The 15568-nt window shown below is 69.3% G+C and carries 14 protein-coding genes and 1 riboswitch; of the genes, 9 read left to right on the plus strand and 5 right to left on the minus strand.

The genetic code is table 11. From position 1 onward, the window contains the following. From A37E_RS0113540 to A37E_RS0113575, 8 genes are all read left to right on the plus strand, one after another. Nucleotides 1-162 (plus strand): cbb3-type cytochrome c oxidase subunit 3, encoded by a 162-nt coding sequence (locus tag A37E_RS0113540; protein ID WP_029557082.1) that lies wholly within the window; start codon nucleotides 1-3, stop codon nucleotides 160-162. A 4-nt stretch (nucleotides 163-166) separates the two neighbouring features. Beyond that, nucleotides 167-1048, plus strand: coding sequence for a cytochrome-c oxidase, cbb3-type subunit III (ccoP, locus tag A37E_RS0113545; RefSeq protein WP_024277453.1), 882 nt, complete (start codon nucleotides 167-169; stop codon nucleotides 1046-1048). Between the two features lie 274 nt (nucleotides 1049-1322). Further along, entirely contained in the window at nucleotides 1323-2786 is a 1464-nt protein-coding gene (gene ccoG / locus A37E_RS0113550; protein ID WP_081837824.1) for a cytochrome c oxidase accessory protein CcoG, read from the plus strand. A gap of 26 nt (nucleotides 2787-2812) precedes the next feature. Continuing rightward, on the plus strand, nucleotides 2813-3331 hold the full coding sequence (locus tag A37E_RS0113555) for a FixH family protein (RefSeq protein ID WP_051679013.1): 519 nt from the start codon (nucleotides 2813-2815) through the stop codon (nucleotides 3329-3331). Nucleotides 3332-3544: 213 nt separating this feature from the next. Further along, nucleotides 3545-5773: a heavy metal translocating P-type ATPase gene (locus tag A37E_RS0113560; protein ID WP_038193085.1), complete on the plus strand. Its 2229-nt coding sequence runs from the start codon at nucleotides 3545-3547 to the stop codon at nucleotides 5771-5773. Further along, entirely contained in the window at nucleotides 5770-5964 is a 195-nt protein-coding gene (gene ccoS, locus A37E_RS0113565) for a cbb3-type cytochrome oxidase assembly protein CcoS (protein ID WP_029557086.1), read from the plus strand. The genes A37E_RS0113560 and ccoS overlap by 4 nt, the downstream gene beginning before the upstream one ends. After that, complete coding sequence (locus tag A37E_RS0113570; protein ID WP_029557087.1) at nucleotides 5961-7085, plus strand: hypothetical protein; 1125 nt, start codon at nucleotides 5961-5963, stop codon at nucleotides 7083-7085. Before ccoS ends, A37E_RS0113570 begins: the two co-directional genes overlap by 4 nt. 47 nt (nucleotides 7086-7132) lie before the next feature. After that, entirely contained in the window at nucleotides 7133-7888 is a 756-nt protein-coding gene (locus A37E_RS0113575; protein ID WP_029557088.1) for an SDR family oxidoreductase, read from the plus strand. An 8-nt stretch (nucleotides 7889-7896) separates the two neighbouring features. On the opposite strand, the gene A37E_RS0113580 is transcribed toward A37E_RS0113575, so the two are convergent. The 3 genes from A37E_RS0113580 to A37E_RS0113590 form a co-directional block, all read right to left on the minus strand. Then, nucleotides 7897-9405: a TrkH family potassium uptake protein gene (locus A37E_RS0113580; protein WP_024277460.1), complete on the minus strand. Its 1509-nt coding sequence runs from the start codon at nucleotides 9403-9405 to the stop codon at nucleotides 7897-7899. A gap of 141 nt (nucleotides 9406-9546) precedes the next feature. Next, nucleotides 9547-9939 carry a Co2+/Mg2+ efflux protein ApaG gene (gene apaG / locus A37E_RS0113585; RefSeq protein ID WP_024277461.1) on the minus strand — a complete coding sequence of 131 codons (393 nt, stop codon included), beginning with the start codon at nucleotides 9937-9939 and terminating at the stop codon, nucleotides 9547-9549. 124 nt (nucleotides 9940-10063) lie between these two features. Continuing rightward, a complete protein-coding gene (locus A37E_RS0113590; RefSeq protein WP_029557090.1) occupies nucleotides 10064-11281 on the minus strand; it encodes an O-succinylhomoserine sulfhydrylase in 1218 nt (405 codons plus the stop codon). An 83-nt stretch (nucleotides 11282-11364) separates the two neighbouring features. Then, a riboswitch (SAM riboswitch) is annotated at nucleotides 11365-11445 on the minus strand. Nucleotides 11446-11514: 69 nt separating this feature from the next. Between A37E_RS0113590 and A37E_RS0113595 the strand changes: the two genes are divergently transcribed. Next, entirely contained in the window at nucleotides 11515-12642 is a 1128-nt protein-coding gene (locus tag A37E_RS0113595) for a 2'-deoxycytidine 5'-triphosphate deaminase (RefSeq protein WP_029557091.1), read from the plus strand. 164 nt (nucleotides 12643-12806) lie between these two features. Here A37E_RS0113595 and A37E_RS0113600 read toward each other — a convergent pair whose 3' ends face one another. Both A37E_RS0113600 and A37E_RS0113605 read right to left on the minus strand, forming a co-directional pair. Further along, a complete protein-coding gene (locus A37E_RS0113600; protein ID WP_051679015.1) occupies nucleotides 12807-13136 on the minus strand; it encodes a hypothetical protein in 330 nt (109 codons plus the stop codon). A 155-nt stretch (nucleotides 13137-13291) separates the two neighbouring features. After that, a complete protein-coding gene (locus A37E_RS0113605; RefSeq protein ID WP_029557093.1) occupies nucleotides 13292-15523 on the minus strand; it encodes an FUSC family protein in 2232 nt (743 codons plus the stop codon). Nucleotides 15524-15568 lie beyond the last annotated feature (45 nt).

A 15568-nucleotide genomic window follows, 5' to 3' on the forward strand; every position in this document is an offset into this window, starting at 1 on the left:
ATGCACGACACCTATCTCGGTCTCGCGGCCTTCGCCCAGACGGGGGGCCTGATCCTCTTCGTCGTCGCCTTCCTGCTGGTGGTCGCTTACGCCTTCTGGCCCTCTAAAGCGAGGAAGAAGGAATTCGACGACGCCGCCAACATTCCGCTCAAAGAGGATTGATCCCGTGAGCACGACCAACGACACCCACGGCAAGGTCGACCAGGCAACCGGCGTCTCGACCACCGGTCATGAATGGGATGGCATCTCCGAACTGAACAACCCGCTGCCGCGCTGGTGGCTGTGGGTGTGGTACGCCTGCATCGTCTGGGCGATCGGCTACTGGATACTGTATCCGGCGTGGCCGCTCGTTTCCTCGGCGACGCCGGGCCTCCTCGGCTGGCATTCGCGCTCGGCGGTGGCGATGCAGATCGCCGATCTCAACGCCATCCGGTCGGAGAGCGCGGCCAAGCTCGCCAACGCCTCGCTCGAGCAGATCGAGCAGACGCCGACGCTGCTCTCCCTCGCCCGGGCCCAGGGCCGCGTGGCCTTCGCCGACAATTGCGCGCCCTGCCACGGCGCGGGCGGCGGCGGCGCCACCGGCTTCCCCAACCTCAATGACGATGACTGGCTGTGGGGCGGTTCGCTGGAGCAGATTCAGACGACCATCGAGCACGGCATCCGCGCCAACGATCCCGACACCCGCCAGGGCAGCATGCCGGCCTTCGGCAAGGACGGCATCCTGCAGAAGCCGGAAATCTCGGCGGTGGCGGACTACGTGCGGACCCTCTCCGGCATCGCCAAGCCCGGCGCAGATTTCGCCAAGGGCAAGGAAGTGTTCGAGGGCAATTGCGCCGCGTGCCACGGCGAGGATGGCAAGGGCAACCAGGAGATGGGCGCCCCCAACCTCACCGACGGCATCTGGCTCTACGGCTCCGACAAGGCCACCATCGAGTATGGTGTCACCAACGGACGCGGCAACGTGATGCCGGCTTGGCACGCGCGCCTCGACCCGACCACGATCAAGGCGCTCACCGTCTACGTCCACTCGCTGGGCGGCGGACGCTGAGCCTGAAGTCCGGGGCTTTCCGCCCCGGACGCGCCCACCGGCCAGTCTTCCGGGCGGACACGCGCACCGCCCGGATTGGCCGAGAGGCGCAGATGCCAAAAGGTCGCGCGACCAAACGTCGGCGCGACCTTTTGCTTTGGGGATCACATCTACATTCTAAGATATGAATGTAGTGCAGCAGAACGGAGACGGGGGTCTTCGCGTCTGCGCCCGAGGGGCTCGGCCCCGACACGTATGGCCGGTCCGTCTTGACCGGCGAACCGCGGTGAAGATGATGACTGCCCTGTCCACCAAGTCCGAGGACAAGAAGGCCCCCGTGGTCGTGAGCGGCGACGACGACATCCCGCTCTACGAAGCCCGGCGCCAGATCTATCCCCAGAGCGTCCACGGTCGCTTCCGCACCATCAAGTGGGTTTTGCTCGGGATCACCCTCGGCATCTACTATCTGCTGCCGTTCGTGCGCTGGGACCGCGGGCCGGATGCGCCCAATCAGGCGGTGCTCATCGATTTCCCGGCCCGCCGCTTCTACTTCTTCTTCCTCGAGATCTGGCCCCAGGAATTCTATTACGTCGCCGGCCTGCTCATCCTTTCCGCGCTCATCCTGTTCCTGATGAACGCGGTGGCCGGCCGCGTCTGGTGCGGCTATCTCTGCCCGCAGACGGTGTGGACCGACCTGTTCATGGCCGTGGAGCGCCTGATCGAGGGTGATCGCCGCGAGCGGATGATCTCCGATGCCGGGCCGTGGACCATGGAGAAGGTCGCCCACAAGACGCTCAAGCACTCCGTCTGGCTGCTGATCGCCTGGTGGACTGGCGGCGCCTGGGTGCTCTATTTCGCCGATGCGCCCACTCTGGTGGTGGAGCTGGCCACGTTCCAGGCGTCTGCCGTGGCCTACATGTCCATCGGGGTGCTGACCTTCACCACCTACGCCCTCGCCGGCCACATGCGCGAGCAGGTCTGCACCTATATGTGCCCCTGGCCGCGCATCCAGGCCGCGCTGACCGACGAATACGCGCTCAACGTCACCTATCTCTACGATCGCGGCGAACCCCGCGGCTCGGTGAAGAAGGCGGCCGTGCTGCGCGAGAAGGGGCTGCCTGCGGGCGATTGCGTGGACTGCGGCCAGTGCGTCGCGGTGTGTCCCACGGGCGTCGACATCCGCCACGGTCTCCAGCTGCCCTGCATCCAGTGCGGCCTGTGCATCGATGCCTGCAACACGGTGATGCACAAGATCGGCCGTCCGGGGAACCTCATCACCTATGAGAGCGAGGCGAACCTTGAGGCGCGGGCCGCCGGCAAGCCCTTCGTCCAGCGCATCCTGCGCCCGCGCACCATCCTCTACGGCGTGCTGATCGCCCTCGTCTCCGGCCTCATGCTCACCGCGCTGATCGGGCGCTCGACGGAAGGCGTCGCCGCCATCCACGACCGCAACCCGCTGTTCGTGCGGCTCTCCAGCGGTGCGATCCGCAATGCCTACACCATCCGCCTCATCAACAAGAAGCTGGAGGAGCGGACCTTCATCCTCTCCGTCGAGGGCGTTCCCGACGCCAGCCTCGAAGTGATCGGCGACAATGCGGACGGCCTCACCATCGGCCCGGACCAGACGCGGGAGGTGCGCGTGCTCGTCACCACCGGCGACAAGCTTCCGCCCGCGGCTTCCCTGCCGGTGACGTTCCGCATCCGCGACAAGGCCTCCGGCCTGTCGGCCTCCGTCACCGACCATTTCATCGGCCCCTGAGCGGGCCGCACGAAGGGAAACACACCATGGCTCGAGCCTCTGCCCCGGCCGCCACCCCCCCGAAGGCACCGCGCGAACTGACCGGCCGCGCGGTGCTCGCCATCCTCCTCGCCTTCTTCGGCGTGGTCATCGGCGTCAACGTCATCATGGCGCGCTTCGCCGTCACCACCTTCGCGGGGGTGGAGACCGAAAGCTCCTACAAGGCCGGCCTTGCCTTCACCGCCGAGCATCAGGCGGCCGAGCGGCAGGCGGCCATGCACTGGAAGGTGGATGTGTCGCTCGGCTCGCCCGGCGGCGGCGCCCGCGAGGTCAACATCGTGGTGCGCGACGCCAACGGAAAGCCGCTCACCAACCTCGTCGCCGACGGCGAGCTGGCCCATCCCACCGACGCCCGCCGCGATGTGGCGCTGGACCTCGAACCGCTGGGCGACGGCCGCTACCGCGCTCGGACCCAGGCCGGAGCCGGCCAGTGGGATCTGGTGATTGATTTTGCGCAAGGCGGCGAGCGGGTCTTCCGGTCCAAGAATCGTGTGCAGCTTCCGTAAGCCGCTTAAACGGGCAACCGGCATCCTCCGGGCCTCCCGAGGCGGCATCGAGACTGCCGGGCGGCTACCGTCCAGTGCCGTCCGTGCCTTGGGTACGAGAGGCTGGGCGGCTCGTCGCGCCGCCGGCCTGTCGTACTCTTTTTATTTCATGGCACGGTGCTGATCCGGCGGGCTGAGCCCGCACCCCTCCCTGCAGCCCCCGGGGACCTGAAGATGTCTGAGGCGATCGACTATTCCATCTTCGTCGGCACGTCCGAGGACGGTCTGGCGCAGATGAGTCTCGCCATCGACGGCATCGATTGCGCCGCCTGCATCGGCGAGATCGAGAACGGGGTGAAGGCGCTGCCCGGCGTGGTGCGCGCCCGCCTCAACTACTCGACCCACCGCCTCACCGTCGCCTGGTCGGAGGGCACCTCGCCGGACCGGGTGGTGGGGCAGCTGGAGGCGCTCGGCTACCGCGCCCATCCCTTCGCCGGCCGGGCGGAGGAGAGCGAGGCGCGCCACGCCCGCTGGCTGCTGCGCTGCCTCGGCGTCGCGGGCTTCGCGGCCATGAACATCATGCTGCTGTCGGTCTCGGTGTGGTCGGGCAACGTCACCGACATCACCCCCGAGACGCGCGATTTCTTCCACTGGATCTCCGCGCTCATCGCGCTGCCGGCGGCGGCCTATGCCGGCCAGCCCTTCTTCCAGAGCGCGGTGCGGGCCATTCGCTCCGGCCGGCTGAACATGGATGTGCCGATCACCATCGGCGTCACGCTGGCGCTGGGCATGAGCGTGCTGGAAACGGCCATGAGCCAGCCCCACGCCTATTTCGACAGCGCCATCATGCTGCTGTTCTTCCTCCTCGCCGGCCGCTACCTCGACCACGAGGCGCGTCGGCGCACCCGCGCCACGGCCGGTAACATCGCCGCGCTTCGGGGCGAGATGGCCCACCGCATCGGCGCCGACGGGGTGCCCGTGCTGGTGCCGGTGCAGGCGCTCCAGCCGGGCGACACCATCCTCGTTCATCCCGGCGAGCGGGTGGCGGCGGATGGCGTCGTCGCCTCCGGCCTCTCGGCGGTGGACGAAAGCCTCGTCACCGGCGAGACGCTGCCCCGCGCCCTCAAGGCGGGAGATCACGTCTATGCCGGCAGCCTGAACGGCGAGGGCGCGCTGCACCTCACGGTCACCGCCGGCGGCGAGAACACTTTGGTGGACGACGTGCAGCGGCTGCTCGACGGCGCTCTGGCCGAGAAGGGCGCCTATGTGCGCCTCGCCGACCGGGTGGCGCGGCTCTATGCGCCGATGGTGCATCTCACCGCCCTGGTCTCGGCCATCGGCTGGCTCTTGGCCGGCTCCGGGCTGCACGATGCGGTGATGATCGCGGTGGCCGTGCTCATCATCACCTGCCCCTGCGCGCTGGCGCTCGCCGTGCCGGCGGTGCAGGTGACGGCGACGGGCCGGCTGTTCCGCGCCGGGATGCTCATCAATGCCGGCGACATGCTGGAGCGCCTCGCCGCCGTGGACACGGTGGTGTTCGACAAGACCGGCACCCTGACCCTGCCCGAGCCGGCGCTGGCCTTGCCGCGCGGCGCCGATCCGGACCTGGTGGCGCTGGCCGGCCGGCTGGCCCTGTCGAGCCGTCATCCCCTCGCCGGCGTCATCGCCGCCCGGGCGAAGGGGCCGGCGCTGGAGCATGTCACCGAGGTGAGCGGGCAGGGCATCGAGGCGATCATCGACGGCCGCCGCGCCCGCCTCGGCAGCCTCTCCTTCTGCGGCGCCGTGGCTCCTGCCGATCTGCCCGCCGACGCCTCCCTCATCGCCTTCCGCCATGGCGAGAAAGTGCTTGTCATGGGCGTCGCCCAGGCGCTGCGGCCCGATGCGTGCGAGGTGGTGGCCGAGCTGAAGGCGCGTGGCCTCGACGTGCGCATCCTCTCGGGTGATCGTTCCGCCGCCGTGGCCCCGGTCGCCGCGGCGCTCGGCATTGCGCAGGCCGAGGCCGGCCTCAAGCCCGCCGACAAGATCGCCGCGCTGGACGCCCTCAAGGCCGGGGGCCGCCGCGTGCTCATGGTGGGCGACGGCCTGAACGACGCGCCGGCCCTTGCGGCGGCGGCCGTGTCCCTCTCGCCTGCGACCGGTGCGGCCGTCACCCAGGCCCATGCGGACGCTGTGTTCCTCGGCCGCCGGCTGTGGCCGGTGCTTGCCGCGGTGGACGGTGCCCGCACGGCGGCGCGGCTCATGCGGCAGAACCTCGCCATTGCCGTGGGCTACAACATCATCGCGGTGCCGCTCGCCATCGCCGGCTTCGTGACGCCGCTGGTGGCGGCGCTCGCCATGTCCGGCTCTTCCATCCTTGTGACCGTCAACGCCTTGCGCGCGGCCCGTCCCGGGCGCAAGGAAGAGGCGGTGGGGGATGACAGCGCGACGGGCGAAGCCGGTGCGCTCACGGAGGTGGCGGCGTGAACGTCCTCGTCTATCTCGTGCCCCTCGCGCTGCTGCTCGGCCTCGGCGGCCTGTTCGCCTTCCTGTGGAGCCTCAAGAGCGGGCAGTATGACGACCTCGACGGCGCGGCCGTTCGCGTGCTGTCCGACGACGACCTGCCGGACAGTGCAAGACCCGCGTCCAGCGCCGCACCGGAAAGGCACCACTCGTGAGGCGCGCCGCACCCGCTCCCGAGCCCCGCGCGGGGATGCTGGTCTGCGTCTGCGACCCGCAGCTCGACGCTCCGGCCAATGACAACGGCCCCCGTGCCGTCTCCACCTTCGGTCTCGCGGTGGGCTTCGCCTTCGCCGTGCTGGCGCAGACGGTGGCCTCCGCCGCCTTGCCGCTGGCCGGCGCGCAGCTGGCCCCCCGGCCGGAACTGGTGACATGGCCGTTCGCCGCTTTGCTGCTCGGCGCGGCGCTCGCCTCTTTCCCCGCCTCCTTCCTGCGCGATGCCTTCGGCCGGCGCACCGGCTTTGCGCTCGGCGCCTCGGTGGGCATCGCCGGCGGGGCGCTGCTGGTGGCGGCGCTGATCCAGCGGCAGTTCGCCTGGGCCTGCCTTGGTGCCCTCTGGCTCGGCATGGCGCAGGGCTTCTCCTTCTTCTACCGGCACGAGGCGGCCGCCGCGAGCGGGCGGCCCGCCGCCGCCACGGCCGGGGTGCTGGCCGGCGGCCTCCTCGCGGCTGTGGCCGGGCCGACGCTGGCGGGCTTCGCCGAAAGCCTCGCCGCCCCCTTCTTCCTCGTCGGTGCGGCGGCGCTGGCGGCGCTGGCGCACACCTGCTCGCTGGGCGTCGCGGTGATGCTGGCGGACGATCCCACTTCCACCTTCCGCCCCAAGGTGACGGCCCCCCTCTCGGCCATCGTGTGGCCGACGCTGGTGGCGGGCATCGCGTGGTTCGGCATGAACGCCGTCATGTCCGGGGCGCCGCTGGCGCTGGTGGGCTGCGGCATCGGCGGGGCGGCGGTGTTCGGCTTCATCGCTTTGCACGTCGCGGCCATGTATGCGCCGGCCGTGCCGCTGGCCCTTGCGGGCGACCGCCTGCCGCCGCTGGCCATCGCGCTGACGGGCGTCGTGCTCGTCGCCATCGGCGTGCCGCTCCAGCGGCTCGCGACGCCGGAGAGCATCACGGCGGCGCTGATCTGCGTCGGCGCCGGCTGGTCCGTCGCCACGGTGGGGGCGACCGCCTGGATCTACCAGTCCGGCCAGCCGAGCCGCCTCGCTCTGGCGCTCCATGACGGCGGCCTGTTTGCCCTCGCCATCTGCGGCGCGCTCACCGGCTACCTGCTGGCCTGAATCGTCCGGGAGCGGTAGGCAGGGGAGACGAACCCCGGAGCCCCGCCGTGACCCACCCCTTCGCCCTCGATGGACAGACCGCCCTCGTCACCGGTTCGGCCTCCGGCCTCGGTTTCGAGATGGCGCTGGCGCTGGCGCAGGCCGGTGCCCATGTGCTGGTGAACGGGCGCCATGCCGAGCGGCTCGGCGCCGCCGTCACCGCCATCATCCGCAAGGGCGGCAAGGCGGAACCCTTCCTGCTCGACGTGTTCGACGCGGCGGCGGTGGATGCGGTCCTGGCCAAGGCCCCGCCCATCCACATCCTCGTCAACAATGCCGGCGCCCGCGACCGCCGCGCCTTCCTCGACATGGAGGATGCCGACTTCCGCCGGCTGGTGGAGATGGACCTCCTCGCCCCCGCCCATCTCACCCGGCAGGTGGCGCGGGGCATGGTGGCGCGCAAGGCGGGCGGACGCATCATCAACATCACCTCCATCGCCGGCCCGCTCTCCCGCGCCGGGGATGCCGCCTACACCACGGCCAAGGGCGGGCTGGAGGCGCTGACCCGCGCGCTCGCCGCCGATCTCGGCCCGCACGGCATCACGGTGAACGCCATCGCCCCCGGCTACATGCTCACGGCCGCCAACGAGGCGCAGTCGCGCGACCAGACGCTCAGGGAATGGCTCTCCCGCCGCACCTCGCTCGGCCGCTGGGGGCACCCGGAGGAGGTGGCGGGGGCGGCGGTGTTCCTCGCCTCGCCGGCGGCCTCCTACATCACCGGCCAGATCCTGGCGGTGGACGGGGGCTATATGGCCCACTTCTGACGCGCGCCTCAGCGCACCCAGAAGCGCGGCATGAACAGCACCAGCACGGTGAGGATTTCGAGCCGCCCCAGCATCATGGCGGCAGTGAGCAGCCACAAGGCGGGATCGGGCAGGCCGCCGAAATTGGAGGCCGGACCCACCACCGGACCGAGGCCCGGCCCCACATTGGCGAGGCAGGCGATGGCCGCCGAGAAGGCGGTGCGCAGATCGAGCCCCATCGCGTTCAGCGCCACGCCCACCAGGAAGAAGGTGAGGAGATAGAGGAAGACGAAGGAGAGCACCGAGCCCACAACGTCGTCAGACACCGGCGCCCCGCCATAGCGGATGGGGAAGATGCCGGCCCGGAACGAGATGCGCTTCAGGTGCTGGCGGATGGCCTTGGCGGTGATGGCGAGCCGGAGCGCCTTCAGCCCGCCCGAGGTGGAGCCGGTGCAGCCGCCGAGGAACATCAGAACGAAGAAGAGGGCATCCGAGAACGGGCCCCAGTTCGTGTAGTCCACCGACATGAAGCCGGTGGTGGAAATGAGCGAGCTCACAGTGAACAGCGCACTGCGCAGCGCCATCTCGCCGCTGGCGATGCCCTGTAGGCTCTGCTGGGCGAAGGACAGCAGCGTGAACACGCCGACGATGGCGAGGAAGACCCGCACCTCGGGATTGGTGAACAGCCGGCTCGCATCCCCCGACAGCGCCCGCACATAGAGCGGGAAGGGCAGGGCGGCGGCCAGCATGAAGACGATGGCCACATAGTCCACCGCCGGGCTCGCGAACACCGAGAGCGAGGCGTCCGAATTGGCGAAGCCGCCGCTCGACAGGGTGGACATGGCGAGCGTCACCGCATCGAACGGCTTGAGGCCCGCCGCCAGATAGCACCCGGCGCAGATGACGGTGAGCAGCACATAGGCCTGGAGCAGGCGCTTGGCGATGCTGCCCGCGCGCGGCAGGAACTTGTCGGACTTGTCGGAGGATTCGGTGCGGAACAGCTGCATCCCGCCGATGGAGAGCACCGGCATCACGGCGATGGCGATGGCGATGATGCCGATGCCGCCGAACCAGTGCAGCAGCGCCCGCCACAGGAGGATGCCCGGCGACATGGCGTCGAGCCCCGACATGACGCTGGCGCCGGTTGTGGTGAGGCCGGACATGCTCTCGAACATAGCCCGCGTGAAGGAGAGGCGCGAAGACCCCCACATCAGCGGCAGAGCGGCGAACACCGAGAGCACCACCCAGACCGAGGTGGTGAGCACGAAGGCCTGGCGCAGATCGAGCTTGCGGGTGAGCTGGCCGCGCCCGGTCATCCACAGGAGCACGCCGACGAAGATGGTGACGGCGGCCGAGCCGACGAAGGCCGCGCCGGCGAACGTCTCCCGGCTGTTGGCGCGGGCGGCGAAATCGGCTACGGCGGGTGCCAGCATGGCGGCGCCGAGGATGGCGAGCAGGATGCCGAGCGTGGCCGCGACCGGGCGCAGGCTGAGGACCGATACGGCCTCGGCCTCCACGGTGGGAATGCCCGCGTGCATGATCTCCCCTCTCGCCCGGTTCGCTGCAACGTCAATAAAGGACAGGGGACAAAAAAAGCTAAAGCCGAAAAGGCCAAGGCTGAAAAAGGTTAAAGCTGAACAGGTTTCCCCGCCCGGCCTGCGCCGGGCGGATGGGTGGGGTCAGTTGAGGACGCGGCGCACGTCCGGCACGTCCAGCGAGAAGGCCGGGATCTCGATGGAGAAGGCCTCCCCGGTGTCGGTGACCATCTCGTAGCGTCCGCGGATGATGCCGGTGGCCGTGTTGAGTGGCACCCCGCTCGTGTATTCGAACCGGCCGCCGGGCGGCAGGGTCGGCTCTTCGCCGACGACACCGGCCCCGTGCACCTCCTCGGTGCGGCCGTTGGCGTCGGTGATGATCCAGTGGCGCGCCTTGAGCTGCACCGTCTCCTGGCCCAAATTGGCCACCTCGATCGTATAGGCCCAAAAATGACGGCCCTGGTCGGGCTCCGACCGCTCGGCCACATAACGCGGCGTCGCGGTCACCTGAATATTCCGAGTGATGGCGCGGTACATACCCGCTCGACCTCCTCACACCGCGGGAGAAAATGCCCCCGCGGTGCATAGTGAACCTGCGTTGTCGCCCGCGCGCAACAGGACATGGTGCGGCGCGGCAGTCCGCGCAGCACGACGCCTGCAATCACAAGGCTTCGGCGGCTCCAGTCAGGTCGGCGATCAGGTCGTCTGCATGCTCGAGGCCCACGGAGAGGCGCAGGAGGCCGTCGGAAATGCCCATCTCCGCCCGCGTCTCCGGCGTGAATCGCTGGTGCGTGGTGGTGGCGGGGTGGGTGATGAGGCTCTTCGCATCGCCCAGATTGTTGGAGATGCGGATGAGCCGCAGGGCGTTGGCGAAGCGGAAGGCACCGGCCTTGCCGTCCTTCACCACGAAGGTGACGAGGGTGCCGCCGCCCTTCATCTGCCGTTTCGCCAGCTCTGCCTGCGGGTGATCGGCGCGGCCGGGATAGATCACCTTTTCCACGCCCGGCAGGGCGGCGAGGGCGTCGGCCACCTTGCCGGCGCTCGCCTGCATGCGCTCCACGCGCAGGGCCAGAGTCTCCAGCCCCTTCAGCATGATCCACGCATTGAAGGGGGAGATGGAGGGGCCGGTCTGGCGCAGGAAGGTCTGGAGGTGGTCGGTGACGAACTGCTTGGAGGAGAGGATCACCCCGCCGAGGCAGCGGCCCTGGCCGTCCACATGCTTGGTGGTGGAATAGACCACCACATCCGCTCCCAGCTCGAACGGATGCTGGAGGAGGGGGGTGGCGAACACGTTGTCCACCACGAGGCGCGCCCCCGCCGCGTGGGCGATCTCCGCCACCGCGGCGATGTCGATCAGGTCCAGCGTCGGGTTGGTGGGGCTTTCGAGGAACAGGATCTTGGTGTTGGGCTTCACGCCCGCCTTCCAGGCGTCGAGGTCGCCCCCGTCGATCAGCGTGGTCTCGACGCCGAAGCGGGGGAGGAAATCCTCCAGAATCCAGCGGCAGGAGCCGAACAAAGCGCGGGCGGCGAGCACGTGGTCGCCGGCGGAGAGCTGGCACAGCAGCGCGGCATTCACCGCCGCCATGCCGGACGCTGTGGCGCGCGCCGCTTCCGCCCCTTCGAGCAGCGCCATGCGCTCCTCGAACATGGCGGTGGTGGGGTTGGAATAGCGGGAATAGACGAAGCCGGGGTCCTCGCCCTTGAAGCGCGCCTCGCAGCTTTCGGCATCGTCATAGACGAAGCCCTGCGTCAGGAAGAGCGCCTCGGAGGTTTCGCCGAAGGGGGAGCGCGTCGTCCCGCCATGGACTAGCCGTGTTTCCGGGTGGAGTGTAAGGGGATCGCGGGGGACGAACCGGGGGGGCTTTGGCGCCACGGACATGACGGTCTCCGAGGGGAGGCCGAGGGGACCGGACCGGGCGTTCGCCATATGCGCAGACGGAGCTGCTGCACAGACGGACCGACCTTGTCGTCTCCCCGGCCTTTTAGCATGGTTGTTTAACGTGGCTGCAAGCCGGCCGGCTCAAATTCTCCACGGCCGCACTAAAGAGCGGGGCCCCCTTGGCGTCAAGGGCTCCGTCCGGTAAATCGAACAAAAAGGACGGGAAAGCGGATATGACGATGCGTGCCACGGAGCATCTGAAGCCCGGCATCCTGCCTGCAGAGGCAATCGGGGCGCTGAAGGCGTCCGGCGCCATCGCCTGCCGCAAGGCGCTGGACGACGACCAGATCCAGCCGGCGAGCCTGGACCTGCGCCTCGGCCGCACCGCATGGCGGGTGCGCGCGAGCTTCCTGCCGGGCGCCGGCGTCTCGGTGAAGGAACGGCTCGGCGACCTCGCCCTGCACGATTTCGATCTCACCAAGGGCGCGGTGCTGGAAACCGGCTGCGTCTATCTGGTGGAACTGTTCGAGCGGCTGAAGCTGCCGGCGGATCTGGCTGCCGCCGCCAACCCCAAAAGCTCCACCGGGCGGCTCGACGTGTTCGTGCGTGTCATCACCGATGGCGCCCGCGCGTTCGACACCATCCCGGCCGGCTATAATGGCCCGCTCTATCTCGAAATTTCCCCGCGCACCTTCCCCATTCTCGTGCGCACCGGCTCGCGCCTGTCGCAGGTGCGCTTCCGCCGGGGTGTGTCGCGCCTGTCCGATCTGGAGCTTCTGAACCTCCAGACCGCCGAATGCCTCGTGGATGCGACGAGCCCGGATGTGGCGGCGGGCGGCATCGCATTGGGGGTGGACCTCGCGGGCGATGCGCTGGGCGGGCTCATGGGCTTCCGCGCCAAGAAGCATACGGGCGTGATCGACGTGGATCAGGCGGGCGTGCTGGACGTGGCGGACTTCTGGGAGCCCATCCATGTGCGGCCGGACCGGCCGGCCAGCCTCGTGCTCGACCCGGACGCCTTCTACATCCTCGCCTCCCGCGAGGCGGTGCATGTGCCGCCGGACTATGCGGCGGAGATGGTGCCGTTCGATCCGCTGGTGGGCGAGTTCCGGGTGCATTATGCCGGCTTCTTCGATCCCGGTTTCGGCAATCCGGCGGCCGGCGGGCGCGGTGCGCGAGCGGTGCTGGAGGTGCGCTCCCGTGAGGTGCCGTTCATCCTGGAGCACGGGCAGACCGTGGGCCGCCTCGTCTACGAGCGCATGGCCGCGCGCCCCCACACGCTCTATGGCGCCGACATGCGCTCCCACTATCAGGGCCAGGGGCTGAAGCTCTCCAAGCACTTCAAGCCGGTCGCGCTCTAGAGCGCGACCCGAGCGGATTAGAATCAACCCGCTCAGTGAGTGGCCTCTGAACCCAGAGTGGAGAACGCGCCGGCTCGTCCTTGGAGCGCTCCGTTGCGCGTGTCGAGGGGGCCGCCGCTAAAGAAAGCCGCTGCGGGCGCCAGACACGGCTTGCGTATGACGGGTCAACGCGAAATGGTCGCCTTCCACTTTCCGGCAGCTTTCGACCAGGCGCAATTGTAATCGCCGGCGATCATATTGCCCTTTACGGTTCCGGTATATTCGCAGCCGGCCTTGCCGACGCCGGGCCCGGACGTGTCATCCCGCGTGATCGAAACGACATTTCCACTCACGGTCATCTGAAGACTGGCGCGGACAACGCGATTGTCTTTGGTCCAGACGGCCTGAAATGTGTTGGACCGGCCGACGCGCGTCCACACGCCCTGCCATCCGGCTTCCTGCTCGTTCCAGATTGTGCCCAGATCGACGGGCGTCTGGGCGTTGGCCAGATGCATTCCCGCAGTCGTAAGCGCCATCACGGCGACCAAATTGCAAACGCCAGCCCGCGTCATCGTCTCCCCCCATGGGTGATGGTCGTGGCCCCCAATTTTGCCCGGCCGTCACCCCGATTTCGACTGTACAGCCACGTGGACTGCGGGCAAGGCGGGATCTAAGGCGCTGGCGTGGCCGGGGCGGCACCCGCAGCGATCATGTCTTCCTTGCGCCATGGCTTGTCGCGCAGGCCCGCATTGAGTTCGCGCAGGGGGCGCAGCAGCGCTTCCGAATAGGCGAGATAGTCCGCCACCAGCGGCAACGTTTCCCTGAGCTTGGCGTCGTCGGCGAGGCCGAGCACGGTGGAAACGGCGGCGGCCACAGCGGGATTGGCGGCATCGGCGCTGCCGGCGCCGGCCTCCCCCAGCACCACCTCGAAGGCGGTGAGGGTGCGCGAGCGGGCGGCCTCCACCACGGTCACGAGTTGCTCCGAGGGGTTCGCGGCGGCGAGGCGGTGGGCCACGTCCTCCATGAGGGCGAGATAGGTGATGAGCACGTCGAGGGTGGAGACGATGTTGGCCACGTCTCCCGCCGAATGGCCGAACACCTGCTCGGCGCCGAGATTGGGCAGGCGCAGGCCGAGGGAGCGGACATCCCGCACCAGCGCCGCGACACTGGTCGTCTCGCCGGGGTGCGGCCACCACGATGCAAAGGCCGCCCGGCAGCGCCGGAGCAGCGCGCGCACCTCGGGCCGCACCTGATCGGTGAGGTAGACCGGCAGCACGATGAACGACACCGCCAGCGCCACCGCCGCGCCGATGGCCGTCTCGTAGACGCGGGCGACCATGCCCTCCGGCCCGAGCCCGGAGATGATGTGAAGGCCCAGCACCACCGAGAGGCCGACCGCGGCGGAGGCGATATCGTAACGGTCCTTCTGGGTCACCACGGCGATCATCTGCGCCAGCATGCAGAAGCCGGCCATGACCCAGATCTGCCCTTCCAGCGCGAGGAACAGGCCGAAGCCCAGCGCCACGCCGATGAGCGTGCCCACCGTGCGATAGCGCACCCGCATGTAGGTCTCGCCCACGCTGTTGCCGATGACGAACATGACCGTCATCGTCGCCCAATAGGCGTGATCGAGATGGACGAGGAGGTCGAAGGCGGTGGTGATGGCGGTCGCCATGGCGCCCTGGCAGGCGACCCGGTAGGGCGCGGAGAGGATCTGGCGGCCGTCCGGCCCCTTGACGAAGAGGGGGATCGCCCTGGGCGGCGGGGGCAGGGCGTCCTGCTCGTCATCGGGATGGGGCGGCGGGAAGGGCGCCATCTCGGCCGCCGCGATGCCGGTGACCACCATGGAGAGGCGATCGAAGGCGGTGAGCGCCCGCAGAAGCGCGAAGCGCGCCTCGCCGGGCAGGTCCGGCGAGAAGGCAACGAGACGCAATTGCGCCACCGCGCGCTCGAACCGTTCTTCCGCATGGACATCGGAGACATCCACCGCCTCCAGCCGGCGGGCGATGTGGTCGGCTGCGGCGGCGAAGGGCTGGCGCCAGTCCACGGTGTCGGGCGTCTTCTGCGGCACGCAGCCGGCGAGAAGCTGCACCGCCACGCGCAGGCGATAGAAGCGCACGCGCAGCTGCTCGAAATCGGGCTGGGCGGCGGGATCTTCCGCGATGGCGTTGGCGAGGGCGTTCCAGACGCGCCCGCGCAGGTGCTCCAGAACCTCGGACGCGTCCGGCGGGAAGGGATGATTGTCGCGCACCGCCGCCGACAGCTCGCGCAGGTAGGTGGCGACGGCGCTCTGCATGTCGAGGGTGGTGTCCACGAAGGCGTTCACCGCCGACGGCCGCCACGGCGAGAGCCGCACCGCCGCCGCCACCAGCGCCCCCTGGCAGAAGGCGAGGAGCAGCATGGCCGCCTCCATCCGCGTCGGGCGGATGATGGTGCCCACCGTCGCCACCACGATCAGCGCGAGGCCGAGGCGCTGGCCGTCCATGCCGGAGCGCCTGAGCGCCAGCGCGATGAAGGACAGCGGGATCAGCAGCAGCTTCTGCACCATGTCGTTGGCCGTGCCGTTGCCGGGGCCGATGGCGGTGAGCAGCACGAGGAAGGCGACGGAGACGCCGAACAGGCGCAGCATGGTGCGCCCCTCGGCGGCGGCGCTGGCGCCGGGATTGAACGAGATCATCACCAGCGCGGCGCAGCCGGCCATCATCGGAAAGGTGGTGTCCATTCCCAAGCGGAACCCCACCGAGGTGGCGTAGCCGGTGGCGATGACGATGACGAAAGAGATGCCCAGCGCGAGCGCGCGCGTGGTGTCGATGCCGCCGGGATCGTGGTCGGCCAGCCAGTGCTTCACGCGGCGGGCGAACGGCTCGCGCGGACGGTGGCGGGGCGGGGCAAGGGGTTCCATCGTGCGGGCTCGGCTGTTCCTGTCGGGCGGGACGGTGGATGACGA

The sequence above is a fragment of the Xanthobacter sp. 91 genome, assembly GCF_000702385.1.
GTDB lineage: Bacteria > Pseudomonadota > Alphaproteobacteria > Rhizobiales > Xanthobacteraceae > Xanthobacter > Xanthobacter aminoxidans.